This window comes from Roseovarius marisflavi (assembly GCF_900142625.1).
Taxonomy (GTDB): Bacteria; Pseudomonadota; Alphaproteobacteria; order Rhodobacterales; family Rhodobacteraceae; genus Roseovarius; species Roseovarius marisflavi.
Window position 1 is genome coordinate 101,657 of the sequence record NZ_FRBN01000002.1, and the last position, 25,852, is coordinate 127,508.

The 25,852-nt window shown below is 61.4% G+C and carries 23 protein-coding genes; 8 read left to right on the forward strand and 15 right to left on the reverse strand.

Annotation, left to right across the window (positions count from 1 at the left end; genetic code table 11):
- Positions 1-8: 8 nt before the first annotated feature.
- Positions 9-1,676 (reverse strand): NAD+ synthase, encoded by a 1,668-nt coding sequence (locus BUB78_RS02785; RefSeq protein WP_073195213.1) that lies wholly within the window; start codon positions 1,674-1,676, stop codon positions 9-11.
- Positions 1,677-1,829: 153 nt separating this feature from the next.
- Here BUB78_RS02785 and BUB78_RS02790 point away from each other — a divergent pair, with 153 nt between their 5' ends.
- Positions 1,830-3,281, forward strand: coding sequence for an MORN repeat-containing protein (locus tag BUB78_RS02790; protein WP_073194836.1), 1,452 nt, complete (start codon positions 1,830-1,832; stop codon positions 3,279-3,281).
- On the opposite strand, the gene BUB78_RS02795 is transcribed toward BUB78_RS02790, so the two are convergent.
- The gene (locus BUB78_RS02795; RefSeq protein WP_073194839.1) at positions 3,282-4,811 is read right to left on the reverse strand and encodes a cryptochrome/photolyase family protein; all 1,530 of its coding nucleotides are present in this window, start codon (positions 4,809-4,811) and stop codon (positions 3,282-3,284) included. It abuts the gene before it with no gap.
- The gene (locus BUB78_RS02800) at positions 4,805-5,470 is read right to left on the reverse strand and encodes an SDR family NAD(P)-dependent oxidoreductase (protein ID WP_073195214.1); all 666 of its coding nucleotides are present in this window, start codon (positions 5,468-5,470) and stop codon (positions 4,805-4,807) included. Before BUB78_RS02800 ends, BUB78_RS02795 begins: the two co-directional genes overlap by 7 nt.
- A gap of 270 nt (positions 5,471-5,740) precedes the next feature.
- Here BUB78_RS02800 and BUB78_RS02805 point away from each other — a divergent pair, with 270 nt between their 5' ends.
- A complete protein-coding gene (locus tag BUB78_RS02805) occupies positions 5,741-7,333 on the forward strand; it encodes a 2-isopropylmalate synthase (RefSeq protein WP_073194841.1) in 1,593 nt (530 codons plus the stop codon).
- 74 nt (positions 7,334-7,407) lie between these two features.
- Here BUB78_RS02805 and BUB78_RS02810 read toward each other — a convergent pair whose 3' ends face one another.
- Entirely contained in the window at positions 7,408-7,896 is a 489-nt protein-coding gene (locus BUB78_RS02810; RefSeq protein ID WP_073194843.1) for an anthrone oxygenase family protein, read from the reverse strand.
- A 24-nt stretch (positions 7,897-7,920) separates the two neighbouring features.
- Positions 7,921-8,502 carry an NAD(P)H-dependent oxidoreductase gene (locus BUB78_RS02815; RefSeq protein ID WP_073194845.1) on the reverse strand — a complete coding sequence of 194 codons (582 nt, stop codon included), beginning with the start codon at positions 8,500-8,502 and terminating at the stop codon, positions 7,921-7,923.
- Positions 8,503-8,569: 67 nt separating this feature from the next.
- On the opposite strand from BUB78_RS02815, the gene BUB78_RS02820 reads away from it, so the two are divergent.
- Positions 8,570-9,157, forward strand: coding sequence for a TetR/AcrR family transcriptional regulator (locus BUB78_RS02820; protein WP_073194847.1), 588 nt, complete (start codon positions 8,570-8,572; stop codon positions 9,155-9,157).
- Between the two features lies 1 nt (position 9,158).
- On the opposite strand, the gene BUB78_RS02825 is transcribed toward BUB78_RS02820, so the two are convergent.
- From BUB78_RS02825 to BUB78_RS02835, 3 genes are all read right to left on the reverse strand, one after another.
- The gene (locus tag BUB78_RS02825) at positions 9,159-9,473 is read right to left on the reverse strand and encodes a cupin domain-containing protein (RefSeq protein ID WP_073194849.1); all 315 of its coding nucleotides are present in this window, start codon (positions 9,471-9,473) and stop codon (positions 9,159-9,161) included.
- Between the two features lie 66 nt (positions 9,474-9,539).
- Positions 9,540-11,426 (reverse strand): acyl-CoA synthetase, encoded by a 1,887-nt coding sequence (locus BUB78_RS02830; protein ID WP_073194851.1) that lies wholly within the window; start codon positions 11,424-11,426, stop codon positions 9,540-9,542.
- Between the two features lie 119 nt (positions 11,427-11,545).
- Positions 11,546-12,502: a zinc ABC transporter substrate-binding protein gene (locus BUB78_RS02835; protein WP_073194853.1), complete on the reverse strand. Its 957-nt coding sequence runs from the start codon at positions 12,500-12,502 to the stop codon at positions 11,546-11,548.
- 95 nt (positions 12,503-12,597) lie between these two features.
- Between BUB78_RS02835 and BUB78_RS02840 the strand changes: the two genes are divergently transcribed.
- The 5 genes from BUB78_RS02840 (at position 12,598) to BUB78_RS02860 (ending at position 17,845) form a co-directional block, all read left to right on the forward strand.
- Complete coding sequence (locus BUB78_RS02840; RefSeq protein ID WP_073194855.1) at positions 12,598-13,086, forward strand: Fur family transcriptional regulator; 489 nt, start codon at positions 12,598-12,600, stop codon at positions 13,084-13,086.
- On the forward strand, positions 13,077-13,844 hold the full coding sequence (locus BUB78_RS02845; protein WP_073194857.1) for an ATP-binding cassette domain-containing protein: 768 nt from the start codon (positions 13,077-13,079) through the stop codon (positions 13,842-13,844). Before BUB78_RS02840 ends, BUB78_RS02845 begins: the two co-directional genes overlap by 10 nt.
- Positions 13,841-14,647, forward strand: a complete 807-nt coding sequence (locus tag BUB78_RS02850) for a metal ABC transporter permease (protein ID WP_073194859.1) — start codon at positions 13,841-13,843, stop codon at positions 14,645-14,647. Before BUB78_RS02845 ends, BUB78_RS02850 begins: the two co-directional genes overlap by 4 nt.
- A 127-nt stretch (positions 14,648-14,774) precedes the next feature.
- Positions 14,775-15,791, forward strand: a complete 1,017-nt coding sequence (locus BUB78_RS02855; RefSeq protein ID WP_073194861.1) for an extracellular solute-binding protein — start codon at positions 14,775-14,777, stop codon at positions 15,789-15,791.
- Positions 15,792-15,877: 86 nt separating this feature from the next.
- Entirely contained in the window at positions 15,878-17,845 is a 1,968-nt protein-coding gene (locus BUB78_RS02860; RefSeq protein ID WP_073194863.1) for a sensor histidine kinase, read from the forward strand.
- A 13-nt stretch (positions 17,846-17,858) separates the two neighbouring features.
- On the opposite strand, the gene BUB78_RS02865 is transcribed toward BUB78_RS02860, so the two are convergent.
- The 7 genes from BUB78_RS02865 to BUB78_RS02890 form a co-directional block, all read right to left on the reverse strand.
- Positions 17,859-19,232, reverse strand: coding sequence for a sigma-54-dependent transcriptional regulator (locus BUB78_RS02865; RefSeq protein ID WP_073194865.1), 1,374 nt, complete (start codon positions 19,230-19,232; stop codon positions 17,859-17,861).
- Positions 19,229-19,366, reverse strand: coding sequence for a hypothetical protein (locus BUB78_RS20600; protein ID WP_170865009.1), 138 nt, complete (start codon positions 19,364-19,366; stop codon positions 19,229-19,231). Before BUB78_RS20600 ends, BUB78_RS02865 begins: the two co-directional genes overlap by 4 nt.
- Before the next feature lie 2 nt (positions 19,367-19,368).
- Entirely contained in the window at positions 19,369-20,682 is a 1,314-nt protein-coding gene (locus BUB78_RS02870) for a c-type cytochrome (protein WP_073194867.1), read from the reverse strand.
- Positions 20,683-20,684: 2 nt separating this feature from the next.
- Positions 20,685-21,893, reverse strand: a complete 1,209-nt coding sequence (locus BUB78_RS02875) for a formate dehydrogenase subunit gamma (RefSeq protein ID WP_073194870.1) — start codon at positions 21,891-21,893, stop codon at positions 20,685-20,687.
- Positions 21,894-22,009: 116 nt separating this feature from the next.
- Positions 22,010-22,603, reverse strand: coding sequence for a formate dehydrogenase FDH3 subunit beta (gene fdh3B, locus BUB78_RS02880; RefSeq protein ID WP_073194871.1), 594 nt, complete (start codon positions 22,601-22,603; stop codon positions 22,010-22,012).
- Between the two features lie 12 nt (positions 22,604-22,615).
- Complete coding sequence (locus BUB78_RS02885; protein WP_073194873.1) at positions 22,616-25,510, reverse strand: formate dehydrogenase subunit alpha; 2,895 nt, start codon at positions 25,508-25,510, stop codon at positions 22,616-22,618.
- A 112-nt stretch (positions 25,511-25,622) separates the two neighbouring features.
- Positions 25,623-25,814 (reverse strand): twin-arginine translocation signal domain-containing protein, encoded by a 192-nt coding sequence (locus tag BUB78_RS02890; RefSeq protein ID WP_073194874.1) that lies wholly within the window; start codon positions 25,812-25,814, stop codon positions 25,623-25,625.
- Between the last annotated feature and the right edge of the window lie 38 nt (positions 25,815-25,852).

The following is a 25,852-nucleotide window of genomic DNA, read 5'->3' on the forward strand; positions in this document are numbered from 1 at the left end:
GGCAGAGCTTAGCCTTCGGCACTGTCGTCGCGCCAGCGGTTTACAATCGGGTAGCGGCGGTCAAGCCAGAATGCCCGCTTGCTCAGTCGTGTTCCGGGGGCGGATTGAAAGCGTTTGTATTCGCTGATGTAAAGCAGGTGCTCGACCTTCTTGGCGTCTGCCAAAGAGTATCCCGCAGCCAGGCAATCGGCGATGCTGCCATCCTGATCGACCAGGATATCAAGGATGCCATCCAACACCGGGTAATCCGGCAAAGAATCGCTGTCCTTCTGATCCGCGCGCAACTCGGCACTGGGCGGCTTGTCGATCACACGCGGGGCAATCACCTCGCCAGCAGGGCCCATCATCCAGTCGCGGTGATTGGCATTGCGCCAGCGGCAAATCTCGAAGACGCGGGTTTTGTACATATCCTTGATCGGGTTATAGCCCCCCGCCATATCGCCATAAATCGTGGCATAGCCCACGGCGACCTCGGATTTATTGCCGGTGGTCAAGAGCATCTCGCCGAACTTGTTGCTCAGCGCCATCAACAAGAGCCCGCGCAGGCGCGATTGGATATTTTCCTCGGCAAGACCGGGGTCTTTGCCCTCAAAAAGCGGCGCAAGCGTGTTGGTGATCGCCGTGCGCCCTTCGCTGATAGGCACGAAATCATAGCGGCAGCCAAGGTTTTCGGCCACCTCGCGCGCATCCTCAAGCGAGGCCTCTGAAGTATATTCAGAGGGCAGCATCACACAGCGCACATTGTCTTTGCCAAGCGCATCCACCGCGATGGTGGCCACAATGGCGCTATCTATCCCGCCCGAGAGCCCCAGAAGGACCTTGGAAAATCCGGTCTTGCGCAGATAGTCGCGCAGACTGAGGACCATGGCATTGTAATCCTGTTCCATCGCATCCGGCAGGGTCGCAAGCGCGCCCGGCTCGGCGGCCCACCCCTCTGGCCTGCGCCGCAGATCAAGATGCGCGATCACCTCTTCGAACATCGGCAGTTGCAGCATCAATTTGCCGCCGGGATTAAGCACGAAACTGCCGCCATCAAAGACCTGATCGTCCTGTGCGCCCACAAGGTTGAGGTAAATCAGCGGCAGGCCGGTTTCCACCACCCGCGCCACCATCAGGTTCTGGCGCAGATCCATCTTGTCGCGATAATGCGGCGATCCATTGGGCACGAGCAGAAATTCGGCCCCCGTTTCGGCCAGCGTCTCAGCCACATCCTCGTGCCAGCTGTCTTCGCAAATCGGGCTTCCGATACGCACGCCGCCCACCGAATAAGGCCCGCCGACCGGGCCGGATTGGTAAATACGCTTTTCGTCAAACACGGTTTCATTGGGCAGGTGATGCTTGAGAACCCGCGCCGTGATCGCCCCGCCTTGCAGGATGTAATAGGCGTTATATAGCCCGACGCCCTCCAGGGCCGGGCCGCCGATCGCGATGGCCGGGCCGTCGGCGCAATCCCGCGCAAGCGCCTCAATCGCGGCAATGGCGGCCTGATGAAAGGCAGGCTTTTGCACAAGGTCCTGGGTGTTGTAACCGGTGATGAACATCTCGGGAAAGGCCACAAGATCGGCCCCTGCCTCGCGCGCGCTGTCCCATGCGCCGCGCGCCATGGCGGCGTTGCCGTCAAGATCGCCGACGGTCGGGTTCAACTGTGCCAGTGTGAGGCGAAACCTGTCAGACATATGCATGTCCCTTGCTGCTGTACCCGTCTGATTTAGCAGATCACCGCGCGAGGGAAAGCCGATTTGCCCAAAACCCGTTGTCAGCCCCTGTCGCCTCCATTAGATTTGCCGGAGCCGCCGTTCAATCAGGCGGGATAGGGCATCGGGGCAATTATGAACTTTTCACTGACACGAACCGTGATTTTCGCCATCGCGCTAGGCGGGGCCACTGCGGCCTCTGCTCAGGATGGCGAAGTGGGTGTGAAGCAATATGACGACGGCGGCACCTATGAGGGCACCTTCAAGAACGGCCTTCAGCATGGCACCGGCACCTATACCCTGCCCAATGGCTATGAATATTCCGGCGAGTGGGTTGACGGCGAGATCAAGGGCAAGGGCGTGGCGCGCTTTCCCAATGGCTCGGTCTATGAGGGGGAATTTGCCCGCGGCAAGCCCAACGGCGTCGGCAAGATCGTGTTCACCGATGGCGGCACCTACGAGGGAGCCTGGGCCGACGGCAAGATCACCGGTCAGGGCGTGGCGGTCTATGCCAATGGCGTGCGCTATCAGGGGGGATTTCGCAATGCGATGCACGACGGGCGCGGGCGCATGGAATCACCGGGCGGCTATATCTATGACGGCGACTGGGTAAACGGCGTCAAGGAAGGCACCGCCAAGATCACCTATCCCGATGGCGCGATTTATGAGGGCGCGGTCGCACGCGGCGCGCGCGAGGGTCAGGGCAAGCTGACCATGGCCGATGGCCTTATCTACGAGGGCACATGGCGCGCAGGCCAGATTGACGGCAAGGGCAAGCTTATCCAGCCCAATGGCGATATCTATGAAGGCGATCTTGTCGCCGGTCAGCGCCAAGGCATGGGCCGTGTCACCTATGAAAATGGCGACGTCTACGAGGGGGCGTTCAAAGGCGACCGCCGCCACGGGCAAGGCACGTTTACCGGCACCGACGGCTATGAATACACCGGCTCCTGGGTGGCTGGCAAAATCTCGGGGGAGGGCCGCGTGGCCTATCCTGACGGCTCGGTTTATGAGGGCGCGTTTCGCGATGACCTTGCCAATGGCGAGGGCAAGATCATCTATCCTGACGGCTCGACCTATGAAGGCTCATGGGTTGGCGGCGTGATCGAGGGCACGGGCCGCGCGACCTATCCCAACGGGCTTGTCTATGAGGGCGAATTCGAGAATGCCCGCAACCACGGTCAGGGTGTGATGACCTATGCCGACGGCTATCGCTATGAAGGCGAATGGCGCGATGGACAGCGCGATGGCAAGGGCGTTGCGACCTATCCAGATGGCACGGTCTATACAGGCGAGTTTGCACAGGGACAACGCCACGGTCAGGGGAAAATCGTTATGCCGGACGGGTTTATCTATGAAGGCACCTGGCAGAATGGTGAGATTTCCGGTCAGGGCACCGCGACTTATGTCAATGGTGATGTCTATGAGGGCATGTTCCGTCAGGGCAAACGCCAGGGCGAAGGCACGATGCGCTATGCAACCGGGCAAGAGGCCAGCGGCGACTGGCGGGACGGTGCGCTTAGCGATAACACCACCCCGGCAGAGGCCGTGCAACCGACCGAAGAGGCCCCGGTGCCGTCGGAGTGATCAGACCGCCCTGCCCGCGTCAAGATTGCCGAGGATGCGCGCCGCGCCGTCCAAAACGGCGGTTTTGCGGTCCTCGTTCATCTTCTCCCAGGTGCGATAGATCGGCCCCATGCGCGGGTTTTTCGCAAACCGATCCCGGTGCCGGTGCAGGAAATCCCAGTATAACAGGTTGAACGGACAGGCATTCTCGCCGGTTTTTTCCTTCACCGAATAGGAGCAACCCGCGCAATAATCCGACATCTTGTTGATGTAGTTGCCCGACGAGACATAGGGCTTGCTGGCGATGATCCCGCCATCGGCAAACTGGCTCATGCCGATGGTGTTGGGGGCCTCGACCCATTCAAAGGCATCGACGTAAACCGCCAGGTACCAGTCATGAACCTGGCCCGGATCAACCCCGGCCAATAGCGCGAAATTGCCGGTCACCATCAGGCGCTGAATATGGTGGGCATAGCCCTCTGCGCGGGTCTGATCGACCGCATGGGCAAGGCAATTCATGCCGGTTTCACCGCCCCAATAGGCGGGCGGCAAGTCGCGATCATGGCCGAGGTGATTGCGCGCGGTGTATTCCGGCCCCTCGTGGTAATAGAGGCCGCGCACATATTCCCGCCAGCCAATCACCTGACGGATATAGCCCTCGGCGGCGTTGATCGGCACATTCCCGGCCTGCCATTCTTCAACCACACGGGTGCAGATATCCACGGGATCAAGCAATCCAATGTTCAAATACGGCGACAAGACCGAATGATGCAGAAATTTGTCATTCGTCAGCATCGCATCCTGATAATCGCCGAACTCAGGCAAAAGGTGCTTGGCAAAATGATCCAGGGCGCGCTTGGCCTGACCGGTCGTGACGGCAAACCAGAACGGTCGCAGCGTGCCGAAATTATCGCCGAACCGCGCCTCGACCAGATCAAGCACCTCCTCGGTGATCTCGTCCGGGGTAAACTGCATCGGCGCCGGGCGCAGCATGTCAGCGCGCGCCGGTTTGCGGTTGTCGTGGTCATAGTTCCACTTGCCCCCCGCCGGTTTGTCGCCCTCCATCAGATAGCCGGTCTTGCGGCGCATTTCGCGATAGAAATATTCCATCCGAAGCTCTTTGCGCCCCTCGGCCCAGGCGCTGAACTCGTCCGGTGAGGATAAAAACCGATCATCGGGCAGGATCGTCACCGTTAGTGGCGCGTTTTCCAGCGCCTCAAGAAGACGCCATTCGCCCGGTTGGGTGGCCAGAACCTTGGTGGTGCCGTGTTCCTGTCCGCGCCGCATCAATTCTCCGACAATTGATTTGGAAGCGTCCTGATCATCCAGCTTGGTATAGGCAACCTGCCAGCCGTCATCGCGCAGGTTTTGCGCAAAATGGCGCATCGCCGAGAGGACAAGAGCGATCTTCTTGGGATGATGCGGCACATAGCGCGCCTCGTCCATGACCTCGGCCATGACCACGATATCGCTTGATTTATCCGCCGATGAGAGCGCCGACAGACCAAGGCTAAGCTGATCGCCAAGCACCAGAACCAGACGCGTCACCATGCGACCGGTTTGCCTTGCCAGTCAAAGAACTGGCCGCTCTGCGCCGGGGTCAGGCCGTCGATCACCGAAAGCAGGTTGCCGGCCGCCTCTGACGCGGCAACGGCGGGATGGCGATCAAGGTATTTCTCGGTAAAGGGCGTGCGCACCGTGCCCGGATGCAGCGCGACACAGATCGCTTGCCTGTGGGTGCGCGCAAGTTCGATCGCGCCGGTATGGATCATCTGGTTGAGCGCGGCCTTGGCGGTGCGATAGCTATACCAGCCGCCCTTGGCATTGTCCCCGATCGACCCAACCCGCGCCGAGAGCGCGGCAAAGACCGCCCGGCCCTTGCGCGGCATCAGGGCAAGGCTGTGCTTGAGCACCAGGGAAGGGCCGATGCAATTGACGGCAAACTGATCCATCATCGCAGCGGCTTCGAGCGATTTGAGGGTCTTCTCGGGTTCCGCCCCATTGATCTCAAGCGCGCCGGTGGCCACGAAAATAAGGTCAAACGGACCGGCAAGGCGGCCAAGCACCTCGGCGACCGAGGCCTCGTTGGTGATGTCCAGACTGTCGCCGCTGCGCGTCAGGCCGGTTACCTTTACGCCGCGCTCGGTGAGCGCCGCGCCAAGCGCCCGGCCAATCCCGCCCGAGGCCCCGATGATCAATGCATTGTCCATAACAGCAGAGCTAGACGGATTGCGCCGGGGTTCAAGGCCAATCGCGCCAAAGCGCAATTTCGGGGTTTTCATCCGGCGCGGCCAATCCTATAGTCCGCGCCATGACACAGCAGGATCATATGCTTTTGCCCATGACACGCGCCATTTTGCGCGCGTTTCCGGCTGCCCTGCTAGACCTAAGCCGCCTCTGAGCGTGCCAGCCCGGCGCGACCGCTCAGAGGATGTGCCTTTTCGCGCCATAGGCTTAGGACAGATAAAAAGAGACCCAAAATGACTGATCAAACGAACAACCGCGTTCCCTCGTCGGCCTCAAAAGAGCGTGTGGTGATTTTTGACACCACTTTGCGCGATGGCGAACAATCCCCCGGCGCCACCATGACCCATGCCGAAAAGCTCGAAATTGCCGGGCTGCTGGATGAGATGGGCGTCGATATCATCGAGGCCGGTTTTCCCATCGCCTCGGAAGGTGATTTTCGCGCCGTGAGCGAGATTGCCAAGAACTCGAAGAACGCCGTGATCTGCGGGCTGGCACGCGCCAACATCAAGGATATCGACCGCTGCTGGGAGGCGGTGAAAGGTGCTGCGCAACCGCGCATTCACACCTTTATCGGCACCTCGCCGCTGCACCGGGCGATTCCCAATCTCGACATGGATCAGATGGCCGAGCGGATTCATGAAACCGTGACCCATGCCCGCAACTTGTGTGACAACGTGCAATGGTCGCCGATGGATGCCACGCGCACCGAATGGGATTATCTGTGCCGCACGATCGAAATCGCGATCAAGGCCGGGGCCAGCACGATCAACATTCCCGATACGGTCGGCTATACGGCGCCGGTTGAATCCGCCGATCTGATCCGTCGGTTGATTGCCACGGTGCCGGGCGCCGATGAGGTGATCTTTGCCACCCATTGCCACAACGACCTTGGCATGGCGACCGCCAACGCTCTGGCCGCCGTCGCGGGCGGCGCGCGCCAGATTGAATGCACCATCAACGGCCTTGGTGAACGCGCCGGCAACACCGCGCTGGAAGAGGTGGTGATGGCGCTCAAGGTGCGTGGCGATATCATGCCCTACGCCACTGGCATCGACACCACCAAGATCATGAACATCTCGCGCCGGGTGGCGACGGTCTCGGGCTTTCCGGTCCAGTTCAACAAGGCGATTGTCGGCAAGAACGCCTTCGCCCATGAATCGGGCATCCATCAGGATGGCATGCTCAAGAACGCCGAAACCTTCGAGATCATGCGCCCGTCGGATGTGGGTCTGGCGGAAACCAATATCGTCATGGGCAAACATTCGGGCCGTGCCGCCTTGCGCTCGAAACTGCATGATCTGGGCTATGATCTGGCCGATAATCAGCTCAAAGATGTGTTCGTGCGCTTCAAGGAATTGGCCGATCGCAAGAAAGAGGTCTATGACGAAGACCTGATTGCGCTGGTCAATGTCGGGATTGACGGTGAAGGCGATCGCTTGCAGATCAAGCACTTGCGCGTGGTCTGTGGCACCGAAGGGCCGCAACAGGCGACCCTGACCATGGCGATTGATGGCGTTGAGCATACGACCGAGGCCACAGGCGACGGGCCGGTCGATGCGACCTTCAACGCAGTCAAAAACCTGTTCCCGCATGACGCACGTTTGCAGCTTTATCAGGTGCACGCGGTGACCGAGGGCACAGACGCACAAGCCACGGTCAGCGTGCGGATGGAAGAATCCGGGCGAATTGTGACCGGGCAATCGGCCGATACCGATACGGTTGTGGCCAGTGCCAGGGCCTATGTGCATGCGCTCAATAACCTTCTGGTGCGGCGCGAGAAATCGGGCGGTGATACGCCCGAGGTAAATTACAGAGACCTGTCCTAGGCGACATGCTCATCAGCCCCTTGCGTGGCTGCCTCGCACGAGGCGCGCACGCAAGGGCGCGATGAGGGACCGCTTCAGGCATAAAGCACCACGCCGATCAACAAGCAGGCCGCCGCAATCGCCGAGGCCGCCGTGCGCAGGTGGTTCCAGCGGGTCCAACGGCGCGCATAGACCTCCCAATAGCTGATCGTTTCCGGCGCGCTCACCACCATCAGGTCAAGCCGTTTGTTCATCGGCACATTGCCCAGCATCGTCACCAGAAACGTGCCCCCGAAATAGATCAGCCCGCCGACAATGATCCACCCCGCCGCAGGCCCGCTCATGGACATCACGCCATAGCCCGCCAGCCCCAGAGACACCGGCGCCAGGCCGAGCAATCCGACCAGAAACACCGAGCCATAAACCTCGCGGTTGATCTTTTGCATCGCCTCGATCCCCGTCCCCGGCGCAGCCCCCCCGAGCGAGCGCATGACGAAATCCGAAAACGCCAGAAACACCCCGGCCACAAGCGCCATTACAAGGGCCGCGCTCGCAAATACCGTCACTTCAATCACATGTGTCATTGATCCTGTCCTTTTGATGATGTCTCAGGCCGCTGCCTGTCCCATGGCGCGGGCCTTGCCGATCCAGCGGTCGATCTTGGCCGCATCGGCAAGCTTGACCGAGCCGAATTGCACCACGTTGCGCACCTTGATCCCGCAGAATCCAAGCACCTGATTTCGGATCACCCGGCGCGCCGGTTTGCGATAGATAAACGTGTCGATCAGCGGCGGCGTGTCCGAGGTGATCAGGGCATCCGCCGTGCGCCCGGTCAGCAATTTATCCCAGCCCATGCCGCGCCGGTGATACTTATAGGCAAACCCCGAGGTCAGCGCGCGATCCAGAACCGCCTTGGCCCGCGTCGGCATCGCCCCCCACCAATAGGGGTGCACGATCAGCACGTGATCGGCCCAGGCAAGGTTGTCCTGCCACTCCAGAAGATCCGTCTCGAGCGCCGGGGCGTCGGGGCCATACCCCTCGAACGTCGGATCAAACTGCATGGTGCAAAGATCCATGCGGCGAATTTCGGCGCCCTTGGCTTCGGCGCCCGCCTGATAGGCATCGGCCAACCCCGCACAGAGCGAGGCCGCCTTGGGGTGTGCCACCCAGATGAATATTTTCTTGGTCATGGTCTTTTCTCCGTTGACTTTACACTGCGTCAATTTACACGGTGTAAATAAACCGGAGGTTTACATTGTGTCAAGTGATAATTCGCCCACCCGCATTCGCATCCTGAAAGCCGCCTGGGAGCTTTTGGAATCAAACCCCGGCGTGGCCGCCCGCATGTCGGACATTGCGAAAAAGGCCGGGGTCAGCCGTCAGGCGCTCTATCTGCACTTTCCCAACCGCACAGAGCTCTTCATCGCCACGACCAAGCATCAGGACGAGGTGTTCGGCGTGCAGGAGATGCTCGGCGCAAGCCGCACAGCCACAACCGGGCTTGAGCGTCTCGATGCCTTTATCGAGGCCTGGGGCAATTACATCCCCAGGATTTTCGGCGTCGCCAAGACCCTCATGGTGATGCAGGCCACCGACGAGGATGCCGCCCGCGCCTGGGGCGAACGGATGGCGGATATGCGCGAAGGCTGCGCTGCGGCGATTGAGGCGCTGGACCGTGACGGCGCCCTAAATCTTGACCGCGATAGCGCCACAGACCTGCTCTGGACCTTGCTGTCGATCCCCACATGGGAGCATCTGACTCAGCTTTGCAGCTGGCCGCAGGAAAAATACATCGCTCAAATCACCGAAGTAGCACGCAAAACCCTTGTCAAATCCGCGGGCTGATTCAGCTTACGATCATATAGAACTTGCGCAGGGTCTGAGTGATTTCCCAGATCAGTTTCGTTCCCTTGGCGATGAAGAACGTGTCGCCCGCCGTAAATGTCTCGGATCGCCCATCGGCATGGGTCAGGACCAAAACACCCGAAATGACGGTCATCATTTCATGCACCGGGTAGCTCTCGATCTCGTCCCGGCACGGCGCGCATTCCCAGACGCCTGACAAAACCGACTCGTCCGGCGTGGCGAAATGGGTGTGGTTCAGCTCGGTTTGATCGTCGGTGGTAAAAACCTCGGGCCCGTTGATATCGGATGCTTCCATAACGTCCGGGTTAGGGTCCAGTCTGAAAGTCTGATCTGTCATCCTATTCGCTCCGATGCACGCCCCCTAGTCGGCCCATTCCCACGGGCGCACGAATTGCCCGAGGGTATGGCCAAGCTGTTCCTCGTCGACATTGCCGGTCTTGCGCACCTGCGCCACCAACCCGCGCTTTTTGTCGTCAACCACAAGCACCACCTCGGCCGCGATTTCGGCCTTGGCGAGGGCGGCATTATAGATCCGCGTGATGGCGCGTTTGCGCAGGTCGGGCTTGAACACCTTGCCCACGGCGGTTTTCGGCAGTTCGTCCAGAACCTCGACATATTTCGGGATCGCGGCGCGTTCGTGGACATGGATTTTGCAATGCTCAAGCAGGTCCTCGCCGGTGACGCTCCCGCCCTCGACCAGCTCGACATAGGCGCAGGGCATTTCGCCGGAATGCGCATCGGGCTGGCCAATCGCACCGGCCATCGCCACTTCGGCATGCGCCATCAGCGCCTCTTCGATCTCGGCGGGGTCGATATTATGCCCGCCCCGAATGATCAGATCCTTGGCCCGCCCGGTGATCCAGACATAGCCATCCGGGTCAATCCGCCCCAGATCGCCAGTGCGCAGATAGTGATCGTGATGGTAAAGGTCGATATTCTTCGCGGCCTCGGTATAGGTATTTCCCTCGTAAACGCCGGGGCTTGAAATACAGATTTCACCGACCTCATCGGCGGCGCATTCCACCGGCTGGCCCTCGGCGTCGGTCTTGTAAATGCGCACGTCGGTATAGGGGAACGGCACCCCGACCGATCCGACTTTCTTTTCGCCTTCCGGGGGGTTACAGGCCACAAGACAGGTCGCCTCGGTCAGACCATAGCCCTCGATCACGGTCATGCCGGTGGCCGATTCAAACCGCTTGAACAGCTCCATCGGCATCGGGGCCGAGCCGGAAAAGGCGTTGCGCACGGTGCTGAGATCGGCATCGACCTTGCGCTGCATGAGCGCGGAAACGGCCGTGGGCACGGTGATCACAAAGCTGATCTTCCAGCGCTCGCAGAGCTTCCAGAAGTTATCGAACACCCCCTCGCCGCGATAGCCCGCAGGCGTCGGAAAGACCACATGCGCGCCCGATTTGATCATCGCCATCAGGATCACGTGACAGGCAAACACATGGAAAAGCGGCAGCGGACACATCACGTTGTCATGTTCGGTAAACAGCAATGTATGACCGATCCAGCCGTTATAGATCATCCCGGAATAGCGGTGCTGCGCCACCTTGGGCATGCCGGTGGTGCCGCCGGTATGAAAATAGGCCGCCACGCGATCCCCGGTGGAATCAGGGAAATCAAGGCTCGTATTCTGGCCCGCCACCGCCTTGTTGAAATTCAGGATATCGGCATGGTGCCCGGTCGGCGATTTCGGCCGCACCAGCGGCACGATCCAGCTTTTGGGCGGGCTCAGGTAACGGTTGAGATCAATCTCAAGAACCGTATGCACGCCCGGCGCATGGCGGACCGCTTCGGCGGTTTTCTGGGCGATGTCGGTCTTGGGGAAGGATTTGAGCGTGATGACAACCTTGGCCTCGGTTTCGCGGAGGATCGCGCCGATCTGTTCGGGTTCAAGCAGCGGGTTGATCGGGTTGACGATCCCGGCGATGGCGCCGCCGATGGTGGCAATCGCGGTTTCAAGACAATTGGGCAGGACAAGCGCGACAACGTCGTTTTCACCCACCTTGAGGCTTCGGAACAGGTTGGCCGCCTGACAGCACTGATCGTGGAACTGTTTCCAGGTCAGGGTATGCGACGGATCGCTCGCCCCGGAAAACAGCTGATAGCTGACGGCGGGGCGGTCGGGAAAGCTGCGCGCCGTGTGGCTGAGCATCTGGTAAAGGGTGTCGGGTTTGTCCCGCGCCTCCCATGTCACTTCGGTCTCGATGTCGATCACGTCCTGTCGGCACGTAAAACTCATGTAGCGTCCTCCCAATCGGCCGCGCTGTCCCGCACGGCTCTCTCCCTGCGGGACAGAATGTGCGGGATTGCGGGGCGGCGCAAGTTTTACGCTGCGTTTTCGCGCAGGTTTCGACAGGCCTAGCGCTGTGCGCCAAGGCAGGTCGCAAGGGCCCGTGCCATCGCGCGCATCAGATCGGGGTAAAGATCGGGCCCCGGCGCGTGATCGCTTGCCATCGGATCAAGAACGCCATGCCCCGCCACATCGCCGAACACGCGCGTCACCAACTTTGGGTCGAATTGCGGCTCGGAAAAGACGCAGGCAACGTTTTGCTCCCGCGCCATATCGCGCAGCGCCGCCACCCGCGAAGGGCCGGGATTGGCCGCATCACCAAGCGCAATCGCCCCCGAGGCCGCAAGGCCCGACCAGACCTCGAAATACTGATAGGCGTCGTGATAGACAAGAAAGCGCGCGTCCTTGATCGGGGCAAGCTCGGCCTTGATCGCCCCCATCAGCGCATCCAGTTCAGCCTGCGCCGTGGCCGCGTTCTCGGCGTATTGCGCCGCATGCTCGGGATCGAGCGCCGCCAGCTCATCGGCAAAAAGCCCAAGCCAGCGGCGCGCGTTTTCCGGGTCAAGCCAGGCGTGCGGGTCAAGCCCCTCATGGTCGTGGTGGTCGTGGTCATGGTCGTGGGCCGCAGGGGTCTCGCCATCCTGCGCCGCGCCAAAGACAACCCCTTCGCGCAGGTCCAGAACGCGCGTCTCCTCGGCCCCCAAAAGCTCGACCACCCGCGCGCGCGACGCGAGGTTTTCAATGCCGCCATCAAGCCAGGGCGTCAGCGCCTCGCCGACCCAGATCACCAGATCGGCCTCTTCAAGCGCCGTCGCCTCGGAGGGGCGCATCGCATAGCCATGCGGCGACGCGCCCGGGCGCACGATCAACGCAGGCGCGCCCACGCCCTGCATCACCCGCGCCACCAGCGAATGCACCGGCGCGACATCGACCGCGACGCGCGGCACCTCGGCCAAGGCCATGCTGGCCAGTCCGAGGGCTCCACTCATTGCGCCAGAAAGCGCGACGACAAGACGGCTCAACATTTCGCTACCCCTGTGATAGTATAACATTTCACGCAGCTTGATAAATGTAACTCTATAACATATCAACCCCGAAACGTTGCCCCGAAAGGCCCGCCATGGATACGATCGGATTTCAAAAGCACGACCACGCCTCCTGCATGCGCGCCGCCCTTGCGGCGGTCGAGGTCTATTGCGCCGCGCACAAGCTTCAGTTCACCCCGGTGCGCCGCCGGGTGCTTGAAATCCTGCTGGCGCGGCACCGGGCGATGGGGGCCTATGAAATCCTCGACACGCTGCGCGATGAGGGCTTGGGATCACAGCCGCCAGTGGCCTATCGCGCGCTGGATTTTCTGGTCAACCACGGCTTTGCCCATAAGATCGAGCGGCTCAATGCCTTTATCGCCTGCACCCATCCCGGAGAGGATCACACGCCGGCCTTTCTGATCTGTCGCAATTGCGATGCGGTGGCCGAGGCCCATGCAGAACCCTCGCGCGGGATGCTGGGGCGTGCGGCGGTCAACACCGGGTTTTCCATCGAACAGGCCGTGGTCGAGGCGCTTGGCCTCTGCCCCAATTGCCGCAAGGGGGTGCCCGCATGCGCCTGATCGAGACCAGGGACCTGAGCATGCGCCTTGGCGGCGATATGGTGCTTGAGGGCGTCAACCTGTCGATTGAGCGCGGCGAGATCGTGACCATCGTCGGGCCGAACGGCTCTGGCAAATCGACGCTTCTGCGCGCCATCATCGGCGCCCTCGCCCCGAGTGGCGGCGCGGTCATCCGCGCGCCGGGGCTGCGGATCGGCTATGTGCCGCAAAAGCTTCATATCGACCCGACCCTGCCGCTGACGGTGACCCGGTTTCTGGGCCTGCCACGCCGTCATCCGGCCGAAGACCTGCGCGCCGCTCTGGAACAGGCGGGCCTGCCGGATCTGCGCGACCACCAGATGGCAGACCTGTCCGGCGGACAGTTTCAGCGCGTCCTTCTGGCGCGCGCCCTGATGGAGAAACCCGATCTTCTGATTTTGGACGAGGCCACGCAGGGGCTTGATCAACCCGGTTCTGCCGCGTTTTACCGCCGCATCGAAGAGGTCCGCCAAAGCCTTGGCTGCGCCGTTCTGATGGTCAGCCACGAATTGCACGTGGTGATGAGCGCCAGCGACCGGGTGATTTGCCTGAACGGCCATATCTGTTGCGAGGGGCGCCCCGAGGTGGTGGCGCAGGCCGAAGAATATCGCGCCATTTTCGGGCGCGGCACCCAGGGCGCCTTGGCGCTTTACCGGCATGAACACAACCACGATCACGACCATAGTGCCGATTGCACGCATGATCACGATCACGATCACCCACATGAGGCCGCCGAATGACCCTGCTTGACGACTTCATGCTGCGCGCCGCTCTTGCCGGGCTTGGCGTGGCGCTTGCCGCGGCCCCTTTGGGGTGTTTCGTGGTCTGGCGGCGGATGGCCTATTTCGGCGATGCGACGGCGCATGCCGCGATCCTTGGTGTGGCGCTTGCCCTGGCGTTTTCGACCTCGGTCTTTATCGGCGCGCTTGCGGTCTCGCTTGTCATGGCGATGACGGTCTCTGCCCTGTCGGGGCGTGGCTTTGCGATGGATACGCTGCTCGGCGTGCTGGCCCATTCCGCGCTTGCCTTTGGCCTTGTGGCGGTGTCCTTCCTGAGCGGCGTGCGGATCGACCTTATGGCCTATCTCTTTGGCGATATTCTGGCCGTGAGCGTCGGCGATATTGCGGTGATCTGGGGCGGGGCCGCTCTTGTGGTTGGCCTGTTGCTCTGGCGATGGCAGGCGCTTTTGACCGCCACCCTAAGCCCTGACCTTGCCTATGCCGGGGGCATCAACCCGCGCCGCGAACAGCTTGTCCTGACGCTGGCGCTTGCGCTTGTGGTGGCGGTGGCGATCAAGGTGGTCGGGGTCTTGCTGATCGCGGCCATGCTGATCGTGCCCGCCGCCGCCGCGCGCCCGCTGGCGGGCACGCCCGAACGGATGGCCACGATTGCCACGGTGATCGCCGCGATTTCGGCACTTGGCGGGCTTGGCGCGTCGTTCCGGCTTGATACGCCGACGGGGCCGACGATTGTCTGTCTCGCCGCGCTCATCTTTGCCGCGACAAGCCTTGGCGGCAGTATGCTCACCCGCCAGAGGGGGTGATCTGCGCGCTGATCCGCCGAAGAAATCTACTCCGACTATTTTAGTCGGAATTATTTATTGACTATTTTAGTCAGAAATAAGAAAACAGGCGCATCACTTCACTCGGACACCCAAGAGAGGACACCCGATGCAATCGCTCAAAGCTGTCATAGGCATGGCCGCAACCCTCGCGCTGACCACCCCCGTGCTCGCGCAGGAGGTCAATGTATATTCCAGCCGCCACTATGATTCCGACAACGCGCTTTATGAGGAATTTACTGACAAGACAGGCATTTCCGTCAACCGGATTGAGGCCGACGCGGACGAGCTTATCGCGCGCCTGACCGCCGAAGGCGCCAATAGCCCCGCCGATGTGTTCATCACCGTTGACGTGGGCCGCATGGCACGCGCCGAAGAGGCCGGCGTGCTTCAGCCCTTTACCTCGGACGTCATCAAGACCCGCGTGCCCGCGCATCTGCGCCACCCGGATGACCTCTGGTTTGGCCTGTCACAGCGTACGCGTATCATCTTTTACGCCAAGGATCGCGTCGAGACCCCGCCGCAAACCTATGAGGAACTGGCCGAGCCGAAATGGCAGGGCAAAGTCTGTATCCGCTCGTCCTCGAACGTCTATAACCAGTCGCTTCTGGCCTCGATCATCGACGCCGACGGCGTGGACGCGGCCAAGACCTGGGCGGCCGGAGTTGTCGGCAACATGGCGCGCCCGCCCCAGGGCGGCGACACCGATCAGCTTCGCGGGCTGGTCTCGGGCGAATGCGATGTGGCGGTCGCCAATAACTACTACTTCCTGCGCGGCTTTGATGGCGATGTTGACGGGCTGACCTCAGGCATCGAGGGCATCGGCTGGGTCTGGCCCAATCAGGACGGGCGCGGCGCGCATGTCAATCTGGCCGTGGCGGCGATGATCGCCGCCGCCCCCCACCCCGAGGAAGCCACCGCGCTTCTGGAGTTCCTGACCGGCGAGTTTGCCCAGACCCAGTTTGCCCGCGACAACCACGAATACCCGGTCGTTGACGGCATGGCCGGGGACGAGGGCACCGCGCGGCTTGGCGCGTTCAAGCCAGACACCACCACCAATACCTCGGCCTTTAGCCGCAATGCCGCCGAGGCGCAGGCGATCTTCAATCAGGTCGGTTGGAACTAAGGCGCAAATTCCAAGCCCCGCGCATGATTGCGGGCGGCGCGCAAATATCCTAATGTCGGGCCCAGACCATAGGGCCCGACATATTCATGACCTCCGTTCGGCTTCGACTTCTGATCCTGGCCTTGCTGCCCTTGATGGTGCTGATGCCGCTGTTGCTTTTGCTGGCCGTCAACCGCTGGTCGGCCAATTATGACAACCTTTTGATCACCAATGTGCAAAGCGATCTGCGCATCGCCGATCAATATCTGCAACGCATCCTGACCACCACCGGCAACGACGTGCGCAGCCTTGCGCGCTCGCTTGATTTCAACCGCGCAAGCCAGCACAACCCTGACCGTTTCAACCGCTTTCTTCAGGATAACCGCGCGACCCTCGGGCTTGATTTCCTTTATTTCCTGCCCGCCCCCGAGGCGCGCGAAAAGGCCGCTCTCTGGCCGGTGATTGCGGCGGCGGTGCGCGGCGGGTCGGCCACGGAAATCGACATTCTTGCAGGCGCCGATCTGGCCGCCCTGCCCAGTGGTACGGGGCTTGCGGCGCGCGCGCGCGTGCCCCTGATCGAGACCCGCGCCGCCGTGCCCACCGAGCGCACCACCGAGGATCGCGGCATGGTCGTGCATACCGCCACCGCCGTCACCACACCAGAGCGCAGCGGGGTGCTTGTGGGGGGGATATTACTGAACCGCAACCTTGATTTCATCGACACGATCAACGCACTTGTTTATCGCACCACCGGCGACAGCGATGACCGCAAGGGCACCGCGACGCTGTTTCTCGAGGATGTGCGCATCTCGACCAACGTGCGCCTGTTCGAGGGCGAACGCGCGCTTGGAACGCGCGTTTCGGCGGCGGTGCGCGGTGCGGTTCTGGATGCCGGGCGGACCTGGCTCGATAGCGCCTTCGTGGTCAATGATTGGTATATGTCGGCCTATGAGCCGCTGATCGACAGTTTCGGCAATCGCGTTGGCATGCTTTACGTGGGCTTCCTTGAGGCGCCCTTCACGGCCGCCAAGCGCAGCGCCTATATCCTTATATTTTCTGCCTTTCTGGCCATTCTGGCGCTGAGTGTGCCGCTGTTCCTGCGGCTGGCGGGCGGTATTTTCTCGCCACTGGAACGGATGACCCAGACCATGCGCAAGGTCGAGGACGGCCAGCTTGACGCCCGCATCGGGCCGGTGCGCTCACGCGATGAAATCGGCGCGGTGGCAGCACATCTGGACAGCCTGCTTGACCAGGTTCAGGAACGCGACCGCGATCTGCGGTCCTGGGCGGATTCGCTCAATACCCGGGTGGAGGAGCGCACGGCGGAATTGCGCGAGACCAATCAAAAACTGGAAACGACCTACAAGCAACTGGTGATGTCGGAAAAGCTCGCCTCTATCGGCGAGATCACCGCCGGGGTCGCGCATGAGATCAATAACCCGGTGGCGGTCATTCAGGGCAATGTCGATGTGATCCGCCAGACCCTGGGCGACGGAACCGAGCCGGTGGAAACCGAGCTGTCGCTGATCGACAGACAGGTCGGACGGATAAGCGCGATCGTGTCCAAACTGCTGCAATTTGCGCGGCCAAGCGAATTTGGTACCTTCGAGGAACAGGTGGATATCGCCATGGTGCTGAAGGATTGCCTTGTGTTGGTCGATCACGTAATCGCCAATGCGCAAACCCGGCTTTCCATCGAGATGGCCGAAGACACACCGCCTGTGCGCATCAACCCCGGCGAGTTGCAGCAGGTGATCATCAATCTTGTGGTCAATGCCGTGCAGGCGATGGGCGCGCGCGGCGCCTTGACGATCCGCCTGATGCGGCGCGATCAGGCGGGGAAAAGCGGCGCAGCCTTGATCCTTGCCGACACCGGCCCCGGCATTCCCGTCGACAAGCTGGCGTCGGTGTTTGATCCGTTCTTCACCACAAAGCTAGGCGAAGGCACCGGGCTTGGTCTCGCGGTCAGCCAAACCCTGATCCAGGGCGCAAAGGGGCTTATTTCCGTGCGCAACCTGGCCAGCGGCGGGGCGGAATTCACGGTCTGGCTTCCCGAGGATCAGGGGGTGAGCTGAGCGCGAAGAGCCGCTAAAGCCCCCAGGCCGCGCATTTGCGATCCACCGTCTTGCGCGCCACGCCAAGGCGTCGCGCCGCCTCGGCGCGGTTGCCGCCGCAGGCGTCGAGCACCGCCATGATATGACGCTGTTCCACAAGTTCCAGCGTCTCAATTGCCTGTGCGCCGCTGACGCGACCAGAGCCGGCAAACTCATCCGGAAAGGCCCCAAGGATCACCGAGCGTTCAATCAGGTTGCGCAATTCGCGCACATTGCCGGGCCAGTCATAGCGGCTCAGCTTCAACAAGACCTCTTCGTTCAGCTCAAGCGCCTGCATGCCAAGCGACTTGACGAACTCGCTCATGAAAAGCGCGGCCAGCTCGACGATATCCTCTTTGCGCTCTTTCAGGCGAGGCATCTCGATATTGACCACATTGATCCGGTGATAAAGATCGGCGCGAAAGCGGCCCTCGGCAACCGCCTGTTTCAGATCGGCATTGGTGGCAAACAGAAACCGCAGGTTCAGCGGGATTTCACGTTCCGAGCCAAGCGGCCTGATCCGCTTGTCTTCCAGCACCCGCAGCAAGGCCGCCTGCACATTCTCCGAAAGCTGCGCGACCTCATCAAGCAACAAGGTGCCACCATCGGCATGCAGCAAAAGACCGTCCATGCGGTGGCTTTCGCCCTCGACCACGCCGAAGAGCTCTTCTGCAATCCGCTCGGGCGAAATCGCGGCGCAGTTGATGGCGACAAACGGCTTTTCCGCGCGATCCGACATGCCATGCAGGGTGCGCGCGGCGATTTCCTTGCCGGTGCCGCTTGCGCCGGTGAACAGAACCGAGGTGGGCATCGGCGCCAGTTTGCCAAGCATCTCGCGCACCGCCTGAATGGGCTCGGAATTGCCCAAAAGGCGTCCGCGCGCGGCCTGTCCGCCCTCAGAGAGCGCGTGGCGCAAAAGATAGTTTTCCCGCCGCAGATACTTGCGGTCAAGCGCGCGCGCCACCGCGTTCAATATCTGATTGGCCCGAAACGGTTTCAGCACGAAATCGGTCACCCCGGCCCGCAGCGCCTTGATCGCGGTATCCAGATCGGCATAGGCGGTGATCAGGATGGTATCGGCAAAAAAGCCGACATGGCGCTGTTCCTCAAGCCAATCGAGCCCGGTCTTTTCGGGCATGATGTTGTCGAGGATCACCAGGTCGAAATGCGCCTGATCAAGGATGTCGCCCGCCTCGCGGCAAGAGCTCGCCTGCTCGACCCGCTTGCAGCGCGGGCCAAGAATCTTGACCAGGAAGTTGCGCATGCCCGGCTCGTCGTCGATCACAAGAACCGACGCAAGCGCGAGGTTTACGCCGTAATCATTGGGGTCTTCTTGCGCGGGCCTGCCACGGGCCGCGGCGGGGGTCATTGGGCCGCGTCACCAAGGCGAACAGCATCGCCCGCGCGTTGGCCCTCGGTCGTGAACCCCGCCTTCTCCACAGCATAGGGTGCGGCGGCGGCAATAATGGCGCTGGCCACAAAGGCCGTAATCATGGCTTTCATTCTCAGTTCTCCTGTTTGGCCGTGGCATCCCGCAGGTAGTCTATCATATCGCGTCGGTCCTGCGGGGCCGTGATCCGTTGCATGGGCATCTTCGAGCCGGGGATATAGTGATCCGGTCCAAGATCAAACAAAGCGTCTATCGTATCGTCAGACCAGATAATATCAGATCCGGTCAGGATCTCTGAGTAGGCATAGCCCGGCACGCTGCCGGCGGCGCGCCCGAACACCCCGTATAATGTCGGCCCCGCCTTGCGCGAGGGCGGCGGCGTGAGCGCGTGACAGATCGAGCATTTGCGCATGAATTGGCGCTCGCCGTTGCCCATCTCGCGGGGCGCGCGCAAAAAGCTGTGCTCAGAGGCGCCCGCCGGGTCATATTCGCTCAACAGGGCCACCGGCCAGCCATAGACCACATCGTTAAGGCCTCCGGCATAGATCGTCCCGCCATCGGGCGAAAACTCCAGCGCCCAGACCGGGCCGCGCTGCATGGCGCGAAAATCGCGCGCGATGCGCCAGTCATGGGTGTCGATCACCATGATATAGCCATGCCCGTCCCCTGCCGCCAATTGCCCGCTGCCCGCATGAAAGGCCAGCGACAGGATCGGGCGGCGATCAAGGGTAAAATCCGCCACCGTCTCGCCGGTCTCGGGCCGGATCACCCGCGTCGCGCCGTCAACCGCGCCATAGGCCAGCCAGGCATCATCGGGGCCAAGCATGATCCGGTTCACGCCAAACCCCTGATTGATCACGACGCGAGGGCGCATGCCCCGCTCCTGCCAGTGCCATTCGCGGACCGTGCCATCGGAGGACGACGAATAAAGCAGCCCGCCATCACGCCCAAACGCAACATCGGTCACGGCTGCGTCATGGCCACTCAGGAACCGTGGCGCGCCCCCCGCAAGCGGCCAAATCCCGATAGAGCCGTCCCAGCTTGCCGAGGCGATCCATTGCCCATCGGGCGAAACATCAAGCGCCGCGATCTTGCCCTTGTGCCCCTCAAGGCGGGTGTGATTGCCGCTTTCAGTGTCCCAGACCATAAGCGCAAAATCATCGCCGCCCGACACAAGGCGGGTCTCGCCAAGGTACTCAAGACTGATCACCGCCGCGCGGTGCCCCTCAAGCCAGCGCGGCATCCGCCCCTGCCAGAGCCCCACCGAATTGTCGAAACTGGCCGAGGCCACCTGTCCGGTCTGTTGCTGCACGGCAATGCCCATGATCGGTCCGCCATGCCCCTTTAGCGTGGTAAAATCCTGCGCTGCCAGCGGCGAGGTCATCGCCGCCAGCCCAAGAGACAACAGGCCTGTCAAAAGTCGGCCCATGGCTACTCTGCAGGGGTCGCTTTGCCTTCGGTCTGACCCTCGGCCTTGCGAATCTCCTCAAGCCAAAGGCTGTGGTGCTCGCGCGCCCATTGCTCTTCGACTTCGCCCGACCCCATTGCGTCATAGGCGCCTTCCATCCCGATCGAACCGATGTAGATATGCGCCAGGATGATCGCCATCAGAACAAAGGCCATGATCGAATGCCAGAGCGTCGCAAGCTGCATTTCCTCATGCGGCGCAAGCATGACCGGCAATTCGCCAAAGCCAATCGCCTGCGGCAGGCCGGTCTGATTGAGGATCGCAAAGGTCTTGGCGAACATCGGCAATTCGAAGGGGAACAACAGCGACAGGCCAGTCACCGAGATCGAGGCACCAAACAGGATCACCGACCAGAAGATCATCTTTTGACCGGCGTTGAACTTCTTGGCGGGCGGGTGAACGCCTTTCTTGAAGATACCACCACCAACGGCCAGCCATTTCAGGTCGGTCTTGTTGGGGATATTGTGCATCACCCACATGAAGAACACCATCACAAGGCCGATCATGAAGGCCCATGAGATATTGTTGTGCACCCATTTCGACGCAATCGCCATAGTCGAGAACATCTCGTGGCCGAACGCGGGAATAAGCACTTTGCGGCCAAACAGCGTGATCAGCCCGGTGATGCCAAGCACCACGAAAGAGCCGGCCATAAGCCAGTGACCAAAGCGCTCGACCGCCTGAAAGCGGGTCACGGTGCGGCCGGTCTTTTCGCCGTCGATGCGGATGCGGCCGCGCAGCAGGAAGAACAGCGCCAGAAGCACGATTGTACCGCCAAGCAGGTAGGCGCCATAGGTCGCCAGCGGCCCTTCGCGGAATTGCAGCCATCTCATGCCGCCATCCTGAATAAGAACACGGGCCTCGGGGCCACCGCTTGAGACTTTGACATCGTCAAGACCATAGCGCAGCGCGCGCCAGACCTCGGAATCCGATGTGCCGCCAAGCGTGCCAAGCTGATTTGCAACCCCGGCGGCGTTGTCGGGGTTGCCCGTCGCGCCGGAGCGGAATGAATCGTCAATCTTCTCGCCGCGTTGCCGGGCAAGGATATCGTCCAGTGTCTGCGCCCCACCGGTTGCCGAGCGGTCCGGCTGCGGAACCTCGGCCGCCTCTTGCGCGGCCAGGGGGACCGTCAGAAAAAGAGACACCAAGAGCGTCATGAGAATGCGGGTCATCGCGTGTCATCCTGTCTGGGAATTTCAAACATTGGTAAGGGGGGCGACGCAACCGCCGCCCACCCGATCCGAACTGCGGTTGGGCGCACCGTTTCGGGTGCGCCCCTGACCAGAGGTCAGCCGCCTTTCTGTTCGTAGGCCGTGCCCCAGCCCCAGGCACCCGAGCCGAAGCCGCGCGCCACGACACGCTCGCGGTAGATGGCCGACACAACGTCGCCATCGCCCGCCAGCAGGGCCTTGGTCGAGCACATTTCGGCACAGATCGGCAATTTGCCTTCTGCAATCCGGTTGCGCCCGTACTTCTGGAACTCGGCTGCGGAGTGGTTTTCTTCGGGACCGCCGGCGCAGAAGGTACATTTGTCCATCTTGCCGCGGCTGCCAAAGTTGCCGGCCTGCGGATATTGCGGCGCGCCAAACGGGCACGCGTAAAAGCAATAACCACAGCCGATGCACAGGTCCTTGGAGTGCAGAACGACGCCTTCTTCGTTCTGATAGAAACAATCCACCGGACAAACCGCCATACACGGCGCATCTGAACAATGCATACACGCCACCGAGATCGAACGCTCGCCCGGGCTACCGTCGTTGATCGTGACCACCTTGCGGCGGTTGATCCCCCACGGCACCTCGTGCTCGTTCTTACAGGCCGTTACGCATGCATTGCACTCGATGCAGCGTTCGGCGTCGCAAAGAAACTTTGCTCTTGCCATGTCAGTATCTCCTTATGCTGCACTGATTTTGCAAAGAGTCGCCTTGGTCTCTTGCATTTGTGTGACGGAATCATAGCCATAGGTCTGGGCCGTGTTGGACGCTTCACCCAAGACATAGGGGTCTGCCCCTTTGGGATAATTCGCCCGAAGATCCTTGCCCTCAAAATGACCACCAAAGTGGAAGGGCATGAAGACAACGCCTTCGCCCACCCGTTCGGTGACCATCGCCATGACCTTGACCTTGGCGCCTTCGGCACCCTCAACCCAGACCTGCGCGCCGTCCCGCACACCAAGGTTATTGGCATCGCGCGGGTTGATTTCGACGAACATGTCCTGCTGAAGCTCGGCCAGCCAGGGGTTTGAACGGGTCTCGTCACCGCCACCTTCATATTCGACCAGACGGCCGGATGTGAGGATGATCGGATACTCTTTCGAGAAGTCGTTCTTCTGGATCGAGGCATACATGGTCGGCAGACGGTAATCGTGCCGGTCCTCGTATGTCGGATAATCCACGACCAGATCGCGCCGGTTCGTATAGAGCGGCTCGCGGTGCAGAGGCACCGGATCGGGGAAGGTCCAGACGACGGCCCGCGCCTTGGCATTGCCGAAGGGCGCACATTCATGGGCAATCGCCACCCGCTGAATCCCGCCCGAAAGGTCGGTTTTCCAGTTGGTGCCAGGTCCGGCAACGGCATCAATCGACGCGCGTTCCTCGGCGGTAAGATCACCGTCCCAGCCAAGATCCATCAGCATCTGCATGGTGAATTCAGGGTAACCGTCCTGAATTTCAGACCCCGCAGAATAGACCCCTTCGGCCAGAAGATTGTCGCCATCCCGCTCGACGCCGAAACGCGCGCGGAAGGTCAGGCCACCCTCACTGACAGGTTTGGACATGTCATAGAGGTTGGGCGTGCCGGGATGGTTCATCTCGGGGGTGCCCCAGCATGGCCAAGGCATACCATAGTAATCGCCATCTGCGGGGCCGCCACGGGCCTGCAAGGTGGTGCGATCAAAGGTGTGCTGGTTCGCCATGTGCTTCTTGATGCGCTCTGGCGACTGACCGGTATAGCCGACTGTCCACATGCCGCTGTTGAATTCGCGGGTGATGCTTTCGACGTTCGGCGTTTCCGCATCGTCCATCTCGATGTTGCGGAAGAAGCGGTCGGCCCAGCCAAACTTGTTGGCGAACTTGGCCATGATGACCTCGTCCGGCTTGCTTTCAAACAGCGGTGTGACAACGCGGTCACGCCACTGAAGCGAGCGGTTGGACGCGGTTACGGACCCGCGGGTCTCGAACTGCGTACAGGCCGGCAGAAGGTAAACGCCATCGGTGCGGTCATGCATGACGGCGGAAACGGTGGGATACGGGTCAACGACGACCAGCATGTCCAGCTTTTCCATAGCCGTTTTCATTTCCTTGCCGCGCGTCTGAGAGTTGGGCGCGTGGCCCCACAGAACCATGGCACGCACCTTGTTGGGCTGATCCATGTTTTCCGTGTCTTCCAGAACGCCGTCGATCCAGCGGCTGACAGGGATGCCCTTGAGGTTCTGCAAGGAGGTGTCCTTGCCGTCCTTGTCCTTGATGCTGTCGAACTGACCGGCAAGCCAGTCGGCATCTTCGCCCCAGACGCGGCCCCAATGGGCCCAGGCACCGCCCGACAGACCGTAATAGCCCGGCAGGGTGTGGCTCAGAACGCCAAGGTCGGTTGCGCCCTGCACGTTGTCGTGACCACGGAAGATGTTTGTGCCACCGCCCGATGTGCCCATGTTGCCAAGGGCCAGCTGCAGGATGCAGTAGGCGCGGGTGTTGTTGTTGCCGTTGGTGTGCTGTGTGCCACCCATGCACCACACGACGGTGCCGGGGCGGTTGTTGGCCATGGTACGCGCAACGCGACGCAGCTGTTCACCCGGCGCGCCGGTGACACGCTCGACCTCTTCCGGGGTCCACTTGGCAACTTCGGCCTTGATCTCATCCATGCCCCAGACGCGGGTGCGGATGAATTCCTTGTCTTCCCAGCCATTCTCGAAGATGTGCCAGAGAATACCCCAGACAAGCGCCACGTCCGAACCGGGACGGAAGCGCACATATTCATCGGCATGCGCCGCCGTGCGGGTAAAGCGCGGGTCGCAGACGATGAGGGGGGCGTTGTTCTGTTCCTTGGCCTTCAGGATGTGCAACAGCGAGACGGGATGCGCCTCGGCGGGGTTGCCACCGATGATGAAGATCGCCTTGGAGTTGTGCATGTCGTTGTAGGAGTTGGTCATCGCGCCATAGCCCCAGGTGTTTGCAACACCGGCAACCGTGGTCGAGTGACAAATCCGCGCCTGGTGATCCACGTTGTTGGTGCCCCAATAGGCAGCAAACTTGCGGAACAGATAGGCCTGTTCGTTGTTGTGCTTGGCAGAGCCGAGCCAATAGACGCTGTCAGGTCCGCTTTCTTCGCGGATCTTCATCATGCCGTCGCCGATCTCGTCGATCGCCTGTTCCCAGCTGATGCGCTTCCATTCACCGCCCTCTTTTTTCATCGGGTACTTGAGGCGGCGTTCGCCATGGGCGTGTTCACGCACCGCGGCGCCTTTGGCGCAATGGGCGCCAAGGTTGAACGGGCTGTCCCAGCCGGGCTCTTGCCCGACCCATACACCGTTCTGGACTTCGGCAACGACCGTACAGCCGACCGAGCAGTGGGTGCAGACGGATTTGATCGTCTCGACGGCTTCATTGGCTGCACTCTGCGCGTTTGCACGCGTCACGGTGCCGCCCATGGCGCCAATTGCGGCCAGGCCACCAATGGCCAGGCCGGATCCGCGCAGGAACGCGCGGCGGTCGACCGACTTTTCGGCGACCTCGGACAGGATACTGGTCCGCTGGGGGCGTCTCGCAACCCCGTTGGTCTTTTTCCTAAGCATGTTTCTCTCCTCCCTTGGCAGTCCAATCGGAACCTGCCGGGTACTACGGTTTCCTCTGACAGTCGGGCCTATCGCAACCAGTCGTCAGCGGTGTTTGACCTCGTCCGGCGGTTTAGAACCGGGCGCTGTCGAGATAGGCGCGAGTATGCGCAGTGTCCTGCATCCTGTCGGATGACAGGTCAGGCTGGGCCGCCTCGGCAGCGGTCCCGCCCGCAACAGCAAAAGCCGCCGCAGCAGGCGCAGCAGTGCCGGCCAGTTTCAGAAAATCGCGGCGGCTGGTGTCGCCCTCGGTCTTCTTGGTCATAAGGGTGTTCCTCCCTTGGGTGATGACGGGTTGCCCCG

Excerpts from the sequence above, each read along its gene's own strand:
- BUB78_RS02875 (WP_073194870.1), bottom strand. The coding sequence starts at position 21,893 with ATGACCCGCATTCTCATGACGCTCTTGGTGTCTCTTTTTCTGACGGTC.
- BUB78_RS02890 (WP_073194874.1), bottom strand. The coding sequence starts at position 25,814 with ATGACCAAGAAGACCGAGGGCGACACCAGCCGCCGCGATTTTCTGAAA.
- BUB78_RS02840 (WP_073194855.1), top strand. The coding sequence starts at position 12,598 with ATGGATACGATCGGATTTCAAAAGCACGACCACGCCTCCTGCATGCGC.
- BUB78_RS02815 (WP_073194845.1), bottom strand. The coding sequence starts at position 8,502 with ATGACCAAGAAAATATTCATCTGGGTGGCACACCCCAAGGCGGCCTCG.
- BUB78_RS02810 (WP_073194843.1), bottom strand. The coding sequence starts at position 7,896 with ATGACACATGTGATTGAAGTGACGGTATTTGCGAGCGCGGCCCTTGTA.
- BUB78_RS02790 (WP_073194836.1), top strand. The coding sequence starts at position 1,830 with ATGAACTTTTCACTGACACGAACCGTGATTTTCGCCATCGCGCTAGGC.
- BUB78_RS02835 (WP_073194853.1), bottom strand. The coding sequence starts at position 12,502 with ATGTTGAGCCGTCTTGTCGTCGCGCTTTCTGGCGCAATGAGTGGAGCC.
- BUB78_RS02850 (WP_073194859.1), top strand. The coding sequence starts at position 13,841 with ATGACCCTGCTTGACGACTTCATGCTGCGCGCCGCTCTTGCCGGGCTT.
- BUB78_RS02805 (WP_073194841.1), top strand. The coding sequence starts at position 5,741 with ATGACTGATCAAACGAACAACCGCGTTCCCTCGTCGGCCTCAAAAGAG.
- BUB78_RS02830 (WP_073194851.1), bottom strand. The coding sequence starts at position 11,426 with ATGAGTTTTACGTGCCGACAGGACGTGATCGACATCGAGACCGAAGTG.
- BUB78_RS02800 (WP_073195214.1), bottom strand. The coding sequence starts at position 5,470 with ATGGACAATGCATTGATCATCGGGGCCTCGGGCGGGATTGGCCGGGCG.
- BUB78_RS02860 (WP_073194863.1), top strand. The coding sequence starts at position 15,878 with ATGACCTCCGTTCGGCTTCGACTTCTGATCCTGGCCTTGCTGCCCTTG.
- BUB78_RS02785 (WP_073195213.1), bottom strand. The coding sequence starts at position 1,676 with ATGTCTGACAGGTTTCGCCTCACACTGGCACAGTTGAACCCGACCGTC.
- BUB78_RS20600 (WP_170865009.1), bottom strand. The coding sequence starts at position 19,366 with ATGAAAGCCATGATTACGGCCTTTGTGGCCAGCGCCATTATTGCCGCC.
- BUB78_RS02795 (WP_073194839.1), bottom strand. The coding sequence starts at position 4,811 with ATGGTGACGCGTCTGGTTCTGGTGCTTGGCGATCAGCTTAGCCTTGGT.
- BUB78_RS02825 (WP_073194849.1), bottom strand. The coding sequence starts at position 9,473 with ATGGAAGCATCCGATATCAACGGGCCCGAGGTTTTTACCACCGACGAT.
- BUB78_RS02885 (WP_073194873.1), bottom strand. The coding sequence starts at position 25,510 with ATGCTTAGGAAAAAGACCAACGGGGTTGCGAGACGCCCCCAGCGGACC.
- fdh3B (WP_073194871.1), bottom strand. The coding sequence starts at position 22,603 with ATGGCAAGAGCAAAGTTTCTTTGCGACGCCGAACGCTGCATCGAGTGC.
- BUB78_RS02845 (WP_073194857.1), top strand. The coding sequence starts at position 13,077 with ATGCGCCTGATCGAGACCAGGGACCTGAGCATGCGCCTTGGCGGCGAT.
- BUB78_RS02865 (WP_073194865.1), bottom strand. The coding sequence starts at position 19,232 with ATGACCCCCGCCGCGGCCCGTGGCAGGCCCGCGCAAGAAGACCCCAAT.
- BUB78_RS02855 (WP_073194861.1), top strand. The coding sequence starts at position 14,775 with ATGCAATCGCTCAAAGCTGTCATAGGCATGGCCGCAACCCTCGCGCTG.
- BUB78_RS02870 (WP_073194867.1), bottom strand. The coding sequence starts at position 20,682 with ATGGGCCGACTTTTGACAGGCCTGTTGTCTCTTGGGCTGGCGGCGATG.